This is a genomic window from Moraxella porci DSM 25326 (assembly GCF_002014855.1).
Classification (GTDB): domain Bacteria; phylum Pseudomonadota; class Gammaproteobacteria; order Pseudomonadales; family Moraxellaceae; genus Moraxella; species Moraxella porci.
Genome location: NZ_MUYV01000002.1, coordinates 148,618 through 165,327, shown reverse-complemented (window position 1 = coordinate 165,327; position 16,710 = coordinate 148,618). Strand labels below are relative to the sequence as shown.

Sequence of the window (16,710 nt, the reverse complement as noted above, 5' to 3'; positions counted from 1 at the left end):
TGAGGGGGTTTTTTGTTGGTTAGAATAAAGGATTTGTTGTGGTGGATATAAGCGGCTGAGTTATTAAAACATTCCCAACTGTTCTATAGCCATAGATTCTCCGTTTCGTTTACTTGCTCGATGATCGCGGATACGTTTGGCTCGGCGTGTGATGAGCAGAATGACTCTTCGCTTTTCATCATCGCTCATCTGATGCCACGCCTGTCGCTCTGTCCGATTACGCAGACAGCCGATACAATAGCCTTTTTTATTCATCGTACAGACACCGATGCAAGGGCTGTCGATGCCAAATAGTTCAAATTGCGACATGATGCGATAGCTTATGCCAAAAACTACTTAGATTTTGGCAAAAAATTTGTTAAGATGGTTTGGTTGTTAATATATCCTAAGAAGTGATGCTTAGGCAATGATTTTTTTAAACATTTGAACACATAGAGAAACGCCCATGCGATTGATTTATCTACACGGACTTGACAGCGACAGCAATGCCATCAAAGCTCAGATCACCGATGCTTATTGCCAAGAGCATCATCCTGACATCACTGTCATCCGCCCTGATTTGAACCGCTCGCCTGATGAAGTTGTGGCGTTATTGACACAGCTGATCGGCGATGGTGTGGATACGGTATTGGTCGGGTCGAGCTTGGGCGGCTATTTTGCCAATCTATTATCGGACATGACCGGCGTGCCTGCGGTATTGCTTAATCCTAGCATCCGCCCAGATCTTAGCTTTCGCCGATTTTTGCAGGATAATTTTGCTGATGATGGTGGACAGGCTTTGCAAGCAGATACGGTGATCTACACCACCACAGGCGGATGGCAGATCGTCTATGGGGATCTGGCGTGGTTTGATGACCATCGTTTACAGGCGGCATATCCAGATCGCCTAAAAGTCCTCTTAAAGCTGGGCGATGAGCTGTTGGATGCTCAGGCGACTAAAGATTTTTATACCCAAAAAGGCGCAGGCGTGCTGGCACAGGCAGGCGGTGATCATCGTATCAGTGATTATGATCAGCAGGTCGCCACCGTGATCGACTGGGTGAATCAGCTTGCCAAATGATCACTCATTTTGATCATCAGTCCCGATCACAGTATCTGCCGAAAGGTGAGATTAATGCGTGGCTGCTGCACTTTGGTGGTTTTCATTAAGGCGTGTTGCCAGTAGCGCTGAGTGCTGCCGCGCATGACGATCAGCTGCCCGTGTGCTAACGAAAGCTCGATCTTTTGTTTGCTGGATTTGTGGCGCAGTACGAATTTTCTGGTGGCGCCCAAACTTAAGGATGCGATGATCGGCATCTGCCCCAGCTTTGGCTCATCGTCACTGTGCCATCCCATGCCTTGACTGCCATCGTGATACAGATTTAATAAACAGGCATTGAAGCTGATAGGATGGATCGCTGCCAGCCTTGCTTCGATCGCAGCTTTGAGTTGTAATAACGGCTCAGGCCAAGGCAAAGCGGTGCGTGTGCTGCCTGAATAGCGATACTGCACGCCATCGTCGCCATACCACGCTACTTGCCTTGCAGTGGTGATGGTTTTGCCGTAGAGCTTGAGGACATCATGCTGCCAATCAATCCCATCGTACAGCGCATCAAAATAAGCATCGGCATCGTCTTGCCTAAAAATCACCCCACAATCCTGCACAATGCCATCATAAGGCAAAAGATTAGCCACCGTCGGATCGATGCTTAAGTTTAAGGGTGAAAATAAGTCGTGTTGCGACATGGATTTGTCCTTTTTTATCGGCGATACATCGCCTTTTCGCTGATCTGTAAGCAGTGATCAAAATCAATCACATTGTAATACGCTTTGGTAAAATTTAACACAAAATTCCCAAAAAACTCAGGCATACGCTGCTATCTTTTGGATGTAGTTTTGTTATAATTTAAGATGGATAGCGCCTTGTCGCAGGCTTAGTGATAGACCCAAATTTTATTTAAGAGTGTAAGATAAATTAAGAGAGTATTGAGATAATATAGTTGATATGATCAATTACGACAGAATTTCAAAAAAACTGGCCATTTTGGCCGATGCTGCCAAATATGATGTCTCATGTTCATCAAGCGGCGGCAATCGCAAAAACAGCGGCGGCCTTGGTGATTCCTCCAAATCAGGCATCTGTCACAGCTACACCGAAGATGGCCGCTGTGTCTCGCTACTAAAAATTTTGCTCACCAACCACTGCATCTATGACTGCGCCTACTGCACCTCGCGCCGTAGCAATGACACGGAGCGCGCCGCCTTTACGGTCGAAGAGGTGGTGGATCTGACGATGGAGTTTTATCGTCGCAACTACATTGAGGGCTTGTTTTTGTCCTCAGGCATCTTCAAAAATCCCGACTACACGATGGAGCGGCTGGTACGCGTCGCCAAAGAGCTGCGCTTGACGCACCGTTTTCATGGCTATATTCATCTAAAAACCATCCCTGGTGCATCCGATGAGCTGATGAAAGAAGCGGGTTTATATGCCGATCGCTTGTCGGTGAATATGGAAATTCCGACCATCTCAGGCCTTGCGCTGCTGGCACCTGAGAAGAACCATGATGACATGAAAGCGCCGATGCAGACGGTGCAAACGCAGATCGCCGTTTTTAAAGACAGCCAAAAAACCCACAAGCACGCCCCAAAATTCGTGCCAGCAGGTCAATCGACCCAGTTCATCATCGGCGCATCGAATGAAAACGACCATCAGATCATCCGCTTATCGAGCCATTTTTATCAGCAATATGATCTTAAACGGGTGTATTATTCAGGCTATGTGCCGATGCTTGAGGACAGTCGTTTGCCAACCAAAGATACGCCAGTGCCGTTTGTGCGTGAAAACCGCCTTTACCAAGCCGACTGGCTGATGCGCTTTTATCAATTTGAAGCCGATGAGATCTTGGATCGGGACAATCCGTTTTTGGATTTGGAATGCGATCCGAAACTGGCGTGGGCGATCCGCAACAAGGCGCATTTTCCTGTGTGCATACAGACCGCGCCGTATCGGATGATTCTGCGCATCCCAGGCGTCGGTGTGCGCAGTGCCAAAAAGATCGTCCAAGCGCGCAAATTCACCACGCTGACCTTAGATGACCTCAAAAAATTTGGCGTTGCGACCAACCGCGCCAAGTACTTTGTGGCGTTTCGTGCGCCCAATCCAGCGCTGCAATATTTGCAGCAGGATGATTTTCGCCAAATCGTGCTGAATGATACCTCAAGTAAATTTCGCAAAGCCGCTCAGCTGGATTTGTTTGCATGAATTTGGTGTTTGATGACAGCTTTGATGGGTTTTTGACAGCGGTGTTCGAGGCGTACGCACAGTCGTATGCGGTAAGTGCGATCACTGCGCGCCGTGATTTTGTGCCAGATTTTTTGATAGAGCATGTCGACATTAATACCAGCGCTCAGAAGTCTGAGCGTGTTTGGAATAAGCTAAAAGCATTATTTGGCCGTGATAATTATATGATTTTATGGGCGTTTTTATCTGAACAGCCTGATATTTATACGCACATTTATCACATCATCCGCCAAAAGATCAAACAGCCTGAAATAAATATCCTAAATCACCACACCGATGCATCGGTGGCAAGCTTTCATCGCGCCATCAAAATCGTCGGCCGTGAGCGCCATCGTATGCAAGCCTTTGTGCGCTTTGAGCTGATGGTCGGTGGGGTGTATTTTGCCAAAGTCAGCCCTGATTTTAATGTCTTGCCGCTGATTGGGCGTTTCTTTGCGCGCCGATTCGCTGACCAAAGCTGGCTGATTTTTGATGAAAAGCGTTATTTTGGCATTTATTATGATAAACAGACAAGGCAGCTGACTGAGGTGGTCGATGTGGATGCGTTCATTTTGGCACAACCCAAAAAGCATCATGACGAAGTGGAGGCGCGTTATCAGCATCTGTGGCAGACTTATTTTAAGCATGTCACCATCGCTGAGCGTAAGAATCTTAGGCATCACATCCAGCAGATGCCCAAGCGATACTGGCGCTACCTCACCGAAAAACAAGCCATCTGATCAGTCATCGATGGCTGTGATAAAATCCGATTTCCCAAAGGTTTGGCTTTGGTGTACAATGGGAAAAATTTTTCAACACTTGTAATCATGAGCAATTATAATTCACAAAACTTAGAAGTCTTAGAAGGGCTTGAGCCTGTCCGCCGCCGCCCTGGGATGTACACGGATACCACACGCCCCAACCACCTTGCCCAAGAAGTCATTGATAACTCCGTCGATGAAGCCTTGGCAGGCTATGCACGCCACATCATCGTCTGCTTGCACGCTGATGGATCGCTGTCGGTCGAAGATGATGGCCGTGGGATGCCGACAGATATTCACCCTGAGTTCAACCAGTCTGGCGTTGAGCTGATTTTGACTCGCTTGCATGCAGGTGGCAAATTTAGCACCGAAAACTATCAAGTCTCAGGCGGTCTGCACGGCGTGGGCATCAGTGTGGTCAACGCATTATCGACCCGTGTCGAAGTCACTGTATGGCGTGATGGGCTAGAGCATACGATGGCGTTCGAGCATGGTGATGCGGTGACGCCACTGATTGCCAATAAAGCATCGAATAAGAAAAAGCGTGGCACCAAAGTGCAGTTTTGGGTGGATGGCCAGTATTTTGATCATCCCAAATTTGCCATCAAAGCGCTCAAGCACACCCTAAAGGCAAAAGCGGTGCTGTCAGCAGGCTTGCAGATTGATTTTATTAATGAAATGGATCCAGCTGACAACGAAAGTTGGCAGTTCGTCGATGGTGTGGTCGGTTATCTGACTGAGCAACTTGGGGAGATGCCTTGCCTACCCGAAGAGCCATTTTATTATAGCGTTGAGCCTGCCAAGGGCGAACGCGGTGGAGCGACTTTTGCCATCTCATGGCTGTCAGAGGGTGGTATACCAATCCAAGAAAGCTATGTCAATCTGATCCCCACTGCCCAAGGTGGTACGCATGTTAATGGCCTGCGGACGGGGATTTTGGAAGCCTTGCGAGAATTTTGTGAAATTCACAACCTATTGCCACGCTCGGTCAAGCTGTCGGGCGAAGATGTATGGGATGGGGTGAATTATATTTTGTCGCTCAAATTCGTCGAGCCACAATTTAGCGGACAGACCAAAGAGCGGCTGTCTAGCCGAGAAGCAGCGCCACTGGTGCAGACGCTTGCCAAAGATGCCTTTAGCCTATGGCTCAACCAGCACCCCGACAGTGCCAAAGCCATCGCCGAGCTTGCTATTTCTAAGGCATCTCGTCGCCTTGCCACCGCTCAAAAAGTCGCCCGCAAAAAAATCACCCAAGGCCCTGCCTTGCCAGGTAAGCTGTGGGATTGTCGTGGTCGCCTAAAAGATGGCTCGGAGCTGTTTTTGGTCGAAGGTCAATCGGCAGGCGGCAGTGCTAAGCAGGCTCGAGATAATGCGTTTCAGGCAATTTTACCGCTGCGTGGTAAGATTTTGAACGCTTGGGAAGTATCGTCCGATACGGTGCTATCGAGCCAAGAGATCCACGACATCGCCATCGCCATCGGTGTCGATCCTGCTAGTGATGATTTATCTGAGCTACGCTATGATAAGATCTGTATCCTAGCCGATGCTGATAGTGATGGGTTGCATATTGCGACTTTGATTTGTGCGTTATTTGTGAAGCATTTTCCTGCACTGATTGAAGCAGGTCATCTATATGTCGCTGTGCCGCCGCTCTATCGTATCGATGCGGGCAAAGAAGTGTATTATGCACTCGATAACGAAGAGCTTGAACAGGTGCTTGCTAAGGTTGGCAACAAAAAACCACAAATTACCCGCTTTAAGGGCTTGGGTGAGATGAATCCAAGTCAACTCAAAGAAACGACGATGAATCCTGACACTCGTAAGCTTGTGCGACTGGATTTGGATGACATCAGTGCCACCAATGGCGTGATGGATATGCTACTTGCTAAAAAACGCTCTGCCGACCGCAAACACTGGCTTGAGACCAAGGGCGATTTGGCAGAATTGGCGGTGTAGCAATGAAGGGTGCAGCCTGCTCATTAGCCAAGCTCGATTATGATGATTTGGGTAAGCTGTTGCCGCGTCGTCATCGTCCGATTGCCACCAAAGTTGCTCGTAGGCTCTTATCCTTGCTAGGCTGGCGACTGCTTGGCAAACTGCCTAATGTGCCCCAAGCGGTCATCATCGGTGCACCGCATACTTCCAATGTCGATGGTGTGCCTGCGATTTTGACCATGCTTGCTTTGGGGCTGGACATCAAGGTCATGGGCAAAAAACAGCTGTTCTCTGTGCCGATACTCTCGCAGTTTTTGACATGGGTGGGAGTGATTGCCATCGACCGTGACAAAAAAGGCTCGGTATTACAGGCCAACATCGACCGCTTCGCCACAGGTGCACCGCTACTTATGGCACTAGCGCCCGAAGGTACGCGTAAGTATACCGACAGCTTTCGCACAGGCTTTTATTATCTGGCGATGGGTGCAGGTGTGCCGATTATCCCTGTCGCACTGGATTATCCGACCAAGACAGTGCGGTTTTTGGAGGTGTGCTATCCGACGGGGGATTATCAGGCGGATTTGGCGGTGATCTTGTCGGCCTATCGCGGCATCGAAGGTCGCCACCCATCACAGATGGCGCAGGTGCTACAAGATCTTAAGCTGCCCTAATTTTTGGTAAGAGCCGCTTGCTTAAGGCTGCCACTTAATGAAGTTTGACAACAGTTTTAGCCCAGCGTTGTGGCTTTTTTCGGGATGAAACTGAGTGATGAACAGATTGTCTCGAATGATGCTTGAACAAAATTGCTCGCCATACTCGGTGGTGGCGATGATCAGATTGTCATCTGCCACAGGGTCACAGTAATAACTGTGGGTAAAATAAAAATGCTCATGATTGCAGCCATCCCACAACTCATGATCAGTATCAGCATCGACACGATTCCAGCCGACATGGGGGATTTTGATCGCATGACCATTCTCGACCCAAGTCTCATCAAACAGACGCACCGCCCCTTTGATGATACCAAGACATGGCACATCCCCTTCTTCAGAATAATCAAACATCGCCTGCATACCGACACAGATGGCCATCACAGGCTTATTTGCCAGCGCATCCTTGACCGCTACATCAATGCCATGTGCGACCATATTTGCCATCGCATCACGCATCGCACCGACACCAGGGAGCATGACTTTATCCGCTGATTGGATGACTTTTGGGTCGCTTGTGATGACGACATCACCACCAGCGACACTCAGGGCATTTGCCACAGAATACAGATTACCCACGCCATAATCAAGCAGTGCAATTTTTGGGGCAGTCATGATTTTCCCCTTATAGCAATTCTTTGGTGGATGGCAGTTGGTTCAGAGCGCGCTCATCGTACTCAACCGCCATGCGTAGCGCACGAGCCAGTGCCTTAAAGACACTTTCGATTTGGTGATGGCTATTTTTGCCTTTTAGATTATCAATATGTAGCGTGATAAAGGCGTGATTGACAAGACCATAAAAGAACTCTGAAAACAAATCGACATCCATCGTGCCAATGTGCGAGCGGGTAAATGGCACATCCATATGCAGCCCTGGACGACCTGAAATATCCACCACCACACGGCTTAGGCTCTCATCAAGTGGCGCATAAAAATGTCCATAACGGCGAATGCCTTTTTTGTCGCCCAAAGCAGCCTTCAATGCCTGACCGATGGCGATGCCAACATCTTCGACGCTGTGATGGTCATCGATGTGCGTATCGCCGACGCATTTGACATCCAGATCAATCAAGCCGTGGCGTTTGATCTGATCGAGCATATGATCCAAAAACGGCACGCCCGTATCGAGCACACCTTGACCAGTGCCGTCTAGATTGATGCTGACGCTGATTTGTGTTTCGGCGGTGTTGCGGGTGATGGTGGCGGTGCGGGCGTTCATAAGTGATCCTTTGCTAACTTTTTAAACAAAGCAATATTTTGGCATAAATTACCCACCTTGCCAACTGCTAGATGCATGAATTGATGATTTTATAAAATCAATGATAAAAATTGCGAAAAACTTTGGCAAATGGGCTGGTAGATTTTGCTTTTGCCCCCATTTTCGCTATAATAGACGGTTTATTTTTTCAGACAAGTTAAGAAATACAACGAGACAAATTATGGCAGTATTACCGATTTTGGCTTATCCTGACCCACGCCTGCGCACCATCGCACAGCCTGTGGCGGTCGTTGATGAGACCATCAAAACCTTAATTGAAGATATGTTTGAGACCATGTATGATGCGCGCGGCATCGGTCTTGCGGCGACGCAGGTGGATCGCCATGTACAGGTGATTGTGATGGATCTGGCCAAAGATGGCGAAGACCCACAGCCGCAGGTCTTTATCAATCCTGTCATCACCCCACTGACCGATGAGACTAAGCCGTATCAAGAAGGCTGTCTGTCTGTACCTGAAGTCTATGACGAAGTCGAGCGTCCTGCCCGTGTCAAAATCGAAGCGCTGGATCGTGATGGTAAGCCATTTAGCATCGATGCCGATGAGCTACTTGCCGTATGCATTCAGCATGAGATGGATCATTTAAATGGCAAACTGTTTGTTGATTATCTATCGACACTCAAGCAATCTCGCGCCCGTGATAAGGTCAAAAAAGTGCTAAAAGCCCGAGAGAAGCGCTGATCGCTGTTTGAAGCCATTTGCCTTTTTTGAGTAAATGGCTTTTATTTTCGTAGGCGATCATTCAATGATGCGCGCCGATAACATTTTTATCATTGTCAAATAACACGGCTTTGATTATGATAAAAAATTGGCGCATTTTAGAGATGGACTATGCTCATATCACTCACCTTGGAAAATCTGGCACTCATCGAGGCAAAAGAAATCGGCTTTGATGGGCGTTTTAATGTCATCACTGGCGAAACTGGTGCAGGTAAGTCATTGATTTTGGATGCATTATCGCTGTGTGCAGGCGAGAGAGCTGACAGCGGTATGGTGCGTCACGGCTGCGATGAGGCGACGGTATTTGGGGAATTTGATGTCGCGGATAATGCCGAGGTGGCAGCGTGGTTCGATGAGCATGATCGCGCGCTTGACGAAGATACGCTGTTGATCCGCCGCAAAATCAGCAGCCAAGGACGCTCCAAATCTTGGATCAATGGCGTACCAGCTAGCATCAGCGAGCTTAAGAGCCTTGGGGCGATTTTGGTGAATATCCACTCTCAGCATGCTGGACTTGAGCTATTAAAGCCACAATTTGTCATTGATTGGCTCGATCGCATCGCAGCACTGGATGTCCAAAAGCAGCAAGCCAAGCAAGCTTTTTTGGCATATCAAGCCATCAAAAAACAAGCCGATGAAGCGCGCAGTCAGTCTGCACAGCGCGCCGATCGCATGGCGCTATTATCTGCCAAGCTTGGCGACATCGAGCCATTGCTATCGGTGAATTTTGAGGAAATCGAAGCTGAATATGATGAGCTGTCCGATCTTGAAAACCTCATGCGTGAGGCGATGGAGGCGGCATCGGTGCTCGATAATGACGATGATGCGCCATCGGTCGTAAGTTTGCTTGGCCGTGCGATGCGCATTTGTGACAACCACGCCAGCGCCAGCAAGACCTTTGGCGAGTGCAGTCAGCTTTTGGCGCTCGCCCAAGAGCAGATTCATGATGCTGCTGCCAAGCTGTCTGACTTTGCCGAACGCGAGCTGCCTGATGAGGCAAGGCTTGATGAGCTAAATACTTTGCTGAGTCTGGCGCATCGTTTATCTGGTAAATATCACACCCCGATCACTGACTTGATCGCTGATGCTGCCAGTTGGCAAGAAGAGCTTGATATGCTGGATGCCTTGCCTGATAATGACACGATGGATGCCAAGGTCGATGAGGCTTATGCAGCGTATTTGGCGGCGGCAGGCGCGCTCGATGAAGCACGCGTCGCGGCAGCACCTGACATCTGTGAGCGCTTGGAGGCCAGACTTTTGCCGTTGGCACTGCCCAATGCGCGCTGTGAATTTGCCTTCAATAAAAAACCTAGCGATCAATACAATGCGCATGGCACATACGACATCGCGCTGTTATTCAGTGCCAATGTGGGCATGCCGCTACAACCTCTGCACAAAGTCGCATCGGGCGGTGAGTTGTCGCGAATGGCACTGGTCATGCAGGTGATGGCTGCAGGCGATGGTGGTGCTTCTAGACCGACTTTGGTATTTGATGAGGTGGATGTAGGCATCAGCGGTGGCACAGCGCAGGTGGTCGGTGAGCTGCTGCGTACATTGGGTAAGCATCAGCAGCTCTTGGCGATCACCCATCAAGCGCAAGTTGCCGCCGCCGCGCATCGTCATATTTTGGTACAAAAAGAACATGGCCAACAAACCACCAGCGACATGCAAGTGATCAGCGGCGAGGCACAGATCGATGAGCTGGCGCGCATGTCTGGCGGGGTGAATATTACCGCAGCGACGCGCGCCCATGTCCAAAGTCTGCTCGATGACATTCGCCATGCCGATGAGCTGACCGCCAACACCGAGCCATTAGCGAGGCAGTCATGAGTGCAGCCAATTTGATCCATCATTTTTTGATTCCCAGTGCGCAGATGACAGATGAGCGCTTTAAGGGTGCGGTGATTTATATTTGTCGGCACACACCAGAGGGAGCGTGGGGATTTATCATAAATCAGCCTTTGGTGAACAGCGTCGGCGGCCTATTGAGCGAGCTGGATTTGCCTGTAACAGCAGCGGCGATGAGCACGCCTGCGCTCGATGGCGGGCCTGTGCGCCCTGAGGCAGGGTTTATCTTGCATACAGGGCAGCCTGATTATAAATCCTCATTTGCCATCGCCGAAAATGTCTGTTTGACCACCAGTAAGGACATCTTAACTCAGCTGTCTTATGATGGTCTGCGCCATTATTTGCTGTGCATGGGTTATTGTAATTGGGGCAAAGGGCAGCTGGACGCGGAGCTGGCAGCAGGTGATTGGCATGTGTGCGCTGCCGATTTGCCGACGCTATTTTCTACGCCGTTTGAGGCGCGTCTGGCGGCATGTTATGAGAAAATTGGCATCGATCCAAATCGATTGATCAGCAGTGTTGGATATGCATAATGACAAAAGCAAGTTTGATTTTGGCCTTGGACTATGGCGTCAAAAAAATGGGCATGGCGCTGGGCAATAGCGTCACGCGGGATGCGCGTCCATTTGACATTTTGGCGATGGACAATGGTCAGCCAGATTGGGATAATTTGCTTGGCATCATCGAGCATTGGGGCATTGATCAGATCCTGGTTGGGCTGCCATTAAACATGGACGGCAGCGAATCGATGATCTCAAAACGCGCGCACAAATTCGCTCGACGCTTGGCGCACCGCTTGGCTGAGCGCCGTCAAGCGGTATCGGTGTTCACTTATGATGAGCGCCTAAGTTCAAACGATGCAAGACAGACTGCGTGGGAACAAGGATGGATCTCATCACCCAAAGATGCCATCGATGATATCGCCGCGTGTTTGCTGATTGACAGCTATTATCGCCAGCCTAAGTTTGCGGTATTTGTCAACGATCATAAGCCGACGCATAAAGACTGAATTTTGTGCCTACCAGCCATCTGGCTTGGGATATCCTTTGTCTATCAATCATGGAAACCGACTCATGCAGCATCATGCTCTGATCAGCGCCCAATTTCGCCGTGCCATCCACCAAGCCAATCTGACTGTGCGCTTAGGATTGCTCGCCATCGCTTGCTTTTGTGTGTTTGGCACATTGGCAAGCCTTGCCGCCTTTAAAGACAGCGCTTGGGTATATTATGCATTTCATTATCTGCCTTATGCACTGATTGCGATCACCATACCGATGAGCTTGTATCATTGGTTTTTATTGATGCGCTATCGGGTGGTGGATTTCTCCATTTTGTTGACTGTGTTGGCAACTGGCCTTTTGACGCTGGCTTTTGCGCTGTCTTGGGGGCTGCGACATGGCGCGGATACGGTGTTTTTTATGGCGCTGTTCTTGGCGATGATTGCATGGTTTGGGATGCCGTTTTTGTTTCGGGTGAATTTAAAAAAGTTTTTGAGTTTTTTGGATGAAAAAGCCAAAAGCATGCCTGATGTATGACTTAACCAAATAGTAGAGTAAATGATGACCACGATTCACCACACCTTAGACACCCAAGGGCTGATCTGCCCTGAGCCTGTGATGCTGCTGCACAAAGCGGTGCGTACGGCTTTGGCAGGCGAGATCATTGAGGTATTGGCCACCGATCCTGCCACCACGCGTGATATTCCCAATTTTTGTCGCCATCTGGGCCATACGCTCATCAGCCAAGAGGCGCTCGATGATGGCTATCGCTATCTGATCCAAAAAAAGCTCGCCTAAGTCTGACTCGATGGCCAAATCCACTACACCCAGAAAAGACAGCGCGGTCATCTATGACGATGATCCAGAGTATCTGAGCCAATTTCGCGCCTCGATGCTGTCTCGCGGTCTGTCCACCGCCACCAGAAATGCCTACAGCCAAGATCTGCGCCTGTGTCTGCGTCTATCGGATCTGCCCATCACCCAATGGCAAAGTGTCGATGTGCAGGCGCATCTGGCCAAGCTAAAAGCCGCCGATAAATCCGAACGCTCGATCGCACGCAGTTTGGCAAGTTTGCGCCAGTTTTTCTTATGGCAAATCGATCACGGCATGCGCGATGATGATCCTTGTCAATCGATCAAAACCCCAAAGATCGGTAAAGCACTGCCAAAAACCTTATCCGAGGCGCAAGTGACCGCTTTATTGGCCGCGCCTGATGCCACCACCGTGCTTGGGCTGCGTGATAAGGCGATGCTTGAGGTGCTGTATGCATGCGGCTTGCGCGTCAGCGAATTGACTGGCTTATCCTTACCGCAGCTGAATTTGAATGCAGGCTGGCTGTCGGTCACAGGTAAGGGCAATAAGATGCGTCTGATTCCACTTGGCGACTATGCCCAAGCGGCGCTACAAGAGTATTTATCGGTGCGTGGATCATTGCTGATTGGCCAAAAAGACTGCCAAGCGGTGTTCCTAACCGAACAAGGCGGCTACATGACGCGGCATAATTTTTGGCATTTGATCAAAAAATACGCCCTGATCGCAGGCATCAGCACGGCCATTTCACCGCACACGCTCAGACACGCCTTCGCCACACATCTGGTCAATCATGGCGCTGATCTGCGCAGTGTGCAGCTGCTGCTTGGACACAGTGATTTGTCCACCACACAGATCTATACGCATGTCGCCACCGCGCGACTCCAAAGTTTGCATGCTAAGCATCATCCGCGTGGCTAATCTTAAAAAAATACATCTGTAAACTGTAATTTTGGGAAAAATCATGCTAAGATAAAACCATTTACCAAAACTTAGTACATTGATCACCAAACAGATAAACGGATACGCCATGACACAGCCAGCCAAACCAGCCAAGCTTGCTTACTTTGAAAAAAGCGATGAAGCGCGCGTCGTCATCACAGGGATGGGTGCTTTGACACCTGTAGGTCAGCAGCTTGATGAGATTTGGGAGAATCTGACCCAAGGCGTCAGTGGCATCACGCGGCTTGATGGCTTTGATGACAAAGCCGTGGCGATCGATGAGTTTCGCGCGCAGATCGCAGGCTTGGTGAAGGATTTTGATGCCAAAGCCTATCTAAACCCAAAAGAAGCACGCCGTTTTGATACTTTTGTGCATTATGCACAAGTGGCAGCGGCGATGGCACTGCATCATGCTGGCTTGATCGATGACATCAAAGGCGATAGTCTGCCTGTTAATGTCGATGGCACGCGTTTTGGGGTGGTGATGGGTTCGGGCATCGGTGGCATTCAGACCATCGAGACCAGCCGAGACACCCTAAAAGAACACGGTGCCAAAAAAGTCTCACCGTTTATCATCCCTGGTACGATCGTCAATATGCCAGCTGGCCTGATCGCCATGCGTCATGGACTCAAAGGCGCAAACCTTGCTACCGCCACCGCTTGCACCACATCGACGCACGCCATCGGACTTGGCGCGCGCTTGATCGCTTATGGTGACTGTGATGCGGTACTGGTCGGGGGCAGCGAAAAAGCATCAACACCACTTGGGCTGTCAGGCTTTGGGGCGATGCACGCACTCTCGACGCGTAACGATGAGCCGACGCGTGCCAGCCGTCCTTTTGATAAGGATCGTGATGGCTTTGTCTTGGGTGATGGTGCTGGTGCGTTGGTACTCGAAAGTCTGGCGCATGCCAAGGCACGCGGTGCGATCATCTTGGCAGAATTGGTCGGCTTTGGGATGAGTGATGATGCTAATCACATCACCAGCCCATCAGCAGGCGGCGAGGGTGCTGAGCGTGCGATGGCAGCGGCACTACAGGATGCAGGCATCAAAGCTTCCCAAGTTGGCTACATCAATGCCCATGGCACCAGCACGCCACAAGGTGATGTCGCTGAGAGTCAAGCCATCGAGCGGCTGTTTGGCAAAGACATCTTGGTCAGCTCCACCAAATCGATGACTGGCCATCTGCTCGGCGCGGCTGGGGCGATTGAGGCGATCTTTACTGTACTTGCTCTACAAAATCAACTGCTGCCACCGACCATCAATCTGGATAATCCTGATGAGGCCTGCACGCTTGACTACATCCCCCATACTGCACGCCGTGTTGATGGTGTGAATTTTGCCTTATCAAACAGCTTTGGCTTTGGCGGCACCAATGGCTCGCTGCTGTTCCGTAAATGGGATGGCTAAACTAGTATCCAGCACGAAAGCTTTGGGCGATGGCTCAAGGCTTTTTTTGCCCCAAGTGGCTGCGGAGGTGTTGCCAGCAGCATTGGCAAAATTGTGGCATTTTCACTATAATGTGAGGCTGATGATGGCAAATTTGCCATAACCAATCCAATCGACCACTGTAGATGCCATGTCTGATTCTCACACCACCCAACAATCCTCTGCATTTTCACCTGCTACTGCATCTTTGGCGCTGATCGTCATCGGACTGATTTTCGCTGCTGCCAACATGCGCTCACCTTTGGTGATGATTGGCTCGATCGCACCGATGCTTGATCGGGATTTTGGCCTAAGTGCTGATCAAATCGGCTATCTGGGCGCGCTGCCGATGCCGTTATTTGCATTGGGTTCTTTGGTGGCGGCGGTACTGGCTCGGCGCTTTGGGCTGGAGCGGATGATGATTTTGATGACGCTGTTGTTGGCTTGTGGCGTGGCGATGCGCAGCTGGTTTGGAGTGGCGGCATTGTTTTTTGGCACACTGATCTTGTCTTTTGCCATCGGTATGCTAAACGCCCTGACCGCACCATTCATCAAACAATATGCCCCAAATAACATCTCACTGGCCACAGGTGTGTTTAGCCTAAGTATGTCGCTGCTGGCTGGCATTGGCGCATGGTCTGTGGTGCCACTGGCAGACCATGTCGGCTGGCAGATGGCGATGAGTGCGTGGGCGGTGTTTGGCGTGGTGGCGGCACTGATTTGGTGGCGCATCTATCAGGCTCATAGAGGTGCAGCGAAGACGGCAAAGATGGCGCATAACGCTGCCATGATGAATCCTTGGCGCAAAAAAGCCGCTTGGCAAATGGCGGTGCTGCTTGGCTTGCAGTCATTCTTGTTTTATACCATCGCAAGTTTTTTGCCATCCATCGGCATGGGATTTGGGGCAAGTTTACAAGAAGCGACGCATCTGGCATTGGTTTTTCAGCTGATGGCGCCGCTTGCGATTCTGATATTGACTTGGCTGATGCGACGCGGTGCATCGGCCAGAGCGTTGGCGCTGACAGGCTGTGTGATGAATGTCACAGGTGTGCTTGGGATGCTATGGCTGCCTGCCGTGATGGGGCTGTGGTCGGCGCTGATGGGCTTTGGCTGTGCGCTGATATTTACACTTAGCCTAATGATGTTCTCATTGCGCACCACGAGCGCTGAGAGTGCGCGCGATCTGTCGAGCATGGTGCAGGCGGTCAGCTACAGTATTGCCATGTTTGGCCCTTTGATCATTGGCAAGCTGTATGCTTGGCAGGGCGACTGGCAGCTGCCTTTGATGGTGATGGCAGCATTGATGCTGGTCAATGTGCCGTTTGGCTATTGGGCAGCTAGCCAAAGCAAGATCGATGCTTAGTTGCGCTTTGCTTTTTGATAACGGCTGTTTTATAATCCTTAATAAGCACGGCCAACATAAAGCCAGAGGCGATGGCCGCGCATCGGCTTTTTGGTGTGCTGACTTTCACGATGGATCTTGCGCGCCTTGGATGATGGCGTCATAAGGGGGTGTTGATGATGGGATTGCAGCCATGGCATTGGGCAGTGATTGGCTTATTGCTCATGATTTTTGAGTTATTTTTACCAAGTTTTGCGGCCTTATGGTTTGGGGCGGCGGCGCTCATCACTTCGGTGGTGTCTTGGCTTGTGCCGATGGGTCTGCTTGCACAAGTCATGCTGTGGCTTGGGCTGTCGGTGCTGTTTTGTGTACTGTGGTTTCGCTTGGTGCAGCCACGCATCAAGACGCGTACCAAAGCTGGTCTGGGCGGCGCGGTGATCATCGGTGAGATCGGTATGATCACGCAGGCGGTGTGTGATGGTGGTACGGGTATCGTGCGTTTTTCGGTGCCAAAAGTTGGTGCTGCCGAGTGGCTGTGCCGCAGCGCAGATGGTCAAGCCATCGCTGTGGGCGAGCGCGTCATCGTCACCCGTGTGATGGGCAATGAGCTGATCGTCACCAAAAAATAAAGCACAAATTCAAAGGATCATCACGATCGTTATCATTGATTAATAAGGG

Annotated in this window: 18 protein-coding genes and 1 pseudogene; 15 read left to right on the top strand and 4 right to left on the bottom strand. The window is 50.2% G+C overall.

The window, feature by feature from the left end; all coding sequences use genetic code 11:
• Positions 1–201 precede the first annotated feature (201 nt).
• A pseudogene (locus tag B0681_RS10555) lies at positions 202–255 on the bottom strand (DUF1289 domain-containing protein); the annotation flags it as partial.
• Positions 256–445: 190 nt separating this feature from the next.
• Here B0681_RS10555 and B0681_RS03575 point away from each other — a divergent pair.
• Positions 446–1,060 carry a YqiA/YcfP family alpha/beta fold hydrolase gene (locus tag B0681_RS03575; protein ID WP_078317378.1) on the top strand — a complete coding sequence of 205 codons (615 nt, stop codon included), beginning with the start codon at positions 446–448 and terminating at the stop codon, positions 1,058–1,060.
• A 26-nt stretch (positions 1,061–1,086) separates the two neighbouring features.
• Here B0681_RS03575 and B0681_RS03570 read toward each other — a convergent pair whose 3' ends face one another.
• Positions 1,087–1,725, bottom strand: a complete 639-nt coding sequence (locus B0681_RS03570) for an alpha-ketoglutarate-dependent dioxygenase AlkB family protein (protein ID WP_078317377.1) — start codon at positions 1,723–1,725, stop codon at positions 1,087–1,089.
• Positions 1,726–1,984: 259 nt separating this feature from the next.
• On the opposite strand from B0681_RS03570, the gene B0681_RS03565 reads away from it, so the two are divergent.
• The 4 genes from B0681_RS03565 (at position 1,985) to B0681_RS03550 (ending at position 6,626) form a co-directional block, all read left to right on the top strand.
• Positions 1,985–3,241 (top strand): putative DNA modification/repair radical SAM protein, encoded by a 1,257-nt coding sequence (locus B0681_RS03565; RefSeq protein WP_078317376.1) that lies wholly within the window; start codon positions 1,985–1,987, stop codon positions 3,239–3,241.
• Positions 3,238–3,999 (top strand): TIGR03915 family putative DNA repair protein, encoded by a 762-nt coding sequence (locus B0681_RS03560; protein ID WP_078317375.1) that lies wholly within the window; start codon positions 3,238–3,240, stop codon positions 3,997–3,999. Before B0681_RS03565 ends, B0681_RS03560 begins: the two co-directional genes overlap by 4 nt.
• A gap of 87 nt (positions 4,000–4,086) precedes the next feature.
• On the top strand, positions 4,087–5,976 hold the full coding sequence (parE, locus tag B0681_RS03555) for a DNA topoisomerase IV subunit B (RefSeq protein ID WP_078317374.1): 1,890 nt from the start codon (positions 4,087–4,089) through the stop codon (positions 5,974–5,976).
• A 2-nt stretch (positions 5,977–5,978) separates the two neighbouring features.
• Positions 5,979–6,626 (top strand): 1-acyl-sn-glycerol-3-phosphate acyltransferase, encoded by a 648-nt coding sequence (locus tag B0681_RS03550; RefSeq protein WP_078317373.1) that lies wholly within the window; start codon positions 5,979–5,981, stop codon positions 6,624–6,626.
• Positions 6,627–6,647: 21 nt separating this feature from the next.
• Here B0681_RS03550 and hisH read toward each other — a convergent pair whose 3' ends face one another.
• Positions 6,648–7,280: an imidazole glycerol phosphate synthase subunit HisH gene (hisH, locus tag B0681_RS03545; RefSeq protein WP_078317372.1), complete on the bottom strand. Its 633-nt coding sequence runs from the start codon at positions 7,278–7,280 to the stop codon at positions 6,648–6,650.
• A gap of 10 nt (positions 7,281–7,290) precedes the next feature.
• Positions 7,291–7,884: an imidazoleglycerol-phosphate dehydratase HisB gene (gene hisB / locus B0681_RS03540; protein WP_078317371.1), complete on the bottom strand. Its 594-nt coding sequence runs from the start codon at positions 7,882–7,884 to the stop codon at positions 7,291–7,293.
• Positions 7,885–8,104: 220 nt separating this feature from the next.
• On the opposite strand from hisB, the gene def reads away from it, so the two are divergent.
• From def to B0681_RS03490, 10 genes are all read left to right on the top strand, one after another.
• Positions 8,105–8,623, top strand: coding sequence for a peptide deformylase (gene def, locus B0681_RS03535; RefSeq protein WP_078317370.1), 519 nt, complete (start codon positions 8,105–8,107; stop codon positions 8,621–8,623).
• 150 nt (positions 8,624–8,773) lie between these two features.
• On the top strand, positions 8,774–10,492 hold the full coding sequence (recN, locus tag B0681_RS03530) for a DNA repair protein RecN (RefSeq protein ID WP_078317369.1): 1,719 nt from the start codon (positions 8,774–8,776) through the stop codon (positions 10,490–10,492).
• Positions 10,489–11,043: a YqgE/AlgH family protein gene (locus tag B0681_RS03525; protein WP_078317368.1), complete on the top strand. Its 555-nt coding sequence runs from the start codon at positions 10,489–10,491 to the stop codon at positions 11,041–11,043. The genes recN and B0681_RS03525 overlap by 4 nt, the downstream gene beginning before the upstream one ends.
• Positions 11,043–11,519: a Holliday junction resolvase RuvX gene (gene ruvX / locus B0681_RS03520; protein ID WP_078317367.1), complete on the top strand. Its 477-nt coding sequence runs from the start codon at positions 11,043–11,045 to the stop codon at positions 11,517–11,519. The genes B0681_RS03525 and ruvX overlap by 1 nt, the downstream gene beginning before the upstream one ends.
• Before the next feature lie 64 nt (positions 11,520–11,583).
• A complete protein-coding gene (locus tag B0681_RS03515; RefSeq protein WP_078317366.1) occupies positions 11,584–12,045 on the top strand; it encodes a hypothetical protein in 462 nt (153 codons plus the stop codon).
• A gap of 24 nt (positions 12,046–12,069) precedes the next feature.
• Positions 12,070–12,306, top strand: a complete 237-nt coding sequence (gene tusA, locus B0681_RS03510; protein WP_078317390.1) for a sulfurtransferase TusA — start codon at positions 12,070–12,072, stop codon at positions 12,304–12,306.
• Between the two features lie 10 nt (positions 12,307–12,316).
• A complete protein-coding gene (gene xerD, locus B0681_RS03505) occupies positions 12,317–13,240 on the top strand; it encodes a site-specific tyrosine recombinase XerD (RefSeq protein ID WP_078317365.1) in 924 nt (307 codons plus the stop codon).
• A gap of 109 nt (positions 13,241–13,349) precedes the next feature.
• A complete protein-coding gene (gene fabF, locus B0681_RS03500) occupies positions 13,350–14,672 on the top strand; it encodes a beta-ketoacyl-ACP synthase II (protein ID WP_078317364.1) in 1,323 nt (440 codons plus the stop codon).
• A 169-nt stretch (positions 14,673–14,841) separates the two neighbouring features.
• On the top strand, positions 14,842–16,053 hold the full coding sequence (locus B0681_RS03495) for an MFS transporter (protein ID WP_078317363.1): 1,212 nt from the start codon (positions 14,842–14,844) through the stop codon (positions 16,051–16,053).
• A 158-nt stretch (positions 16,054–16,211) separates the two neighbouring features.
• Positions 16,212–16,661 carry an NfeD family protein gene (locus tag B0681_RS03490; RefSeq protein ID WP_078317389.1) on the top strand — a complete coding sequence of 150 codons (450 nt, stop codon included), beginning with the start codon at positions 16,212–16,214 and terminating at the stop codon, positions 16,659–16,661.
• Positions 16,662–16,710: the final 49 nt, after the last annotated feature.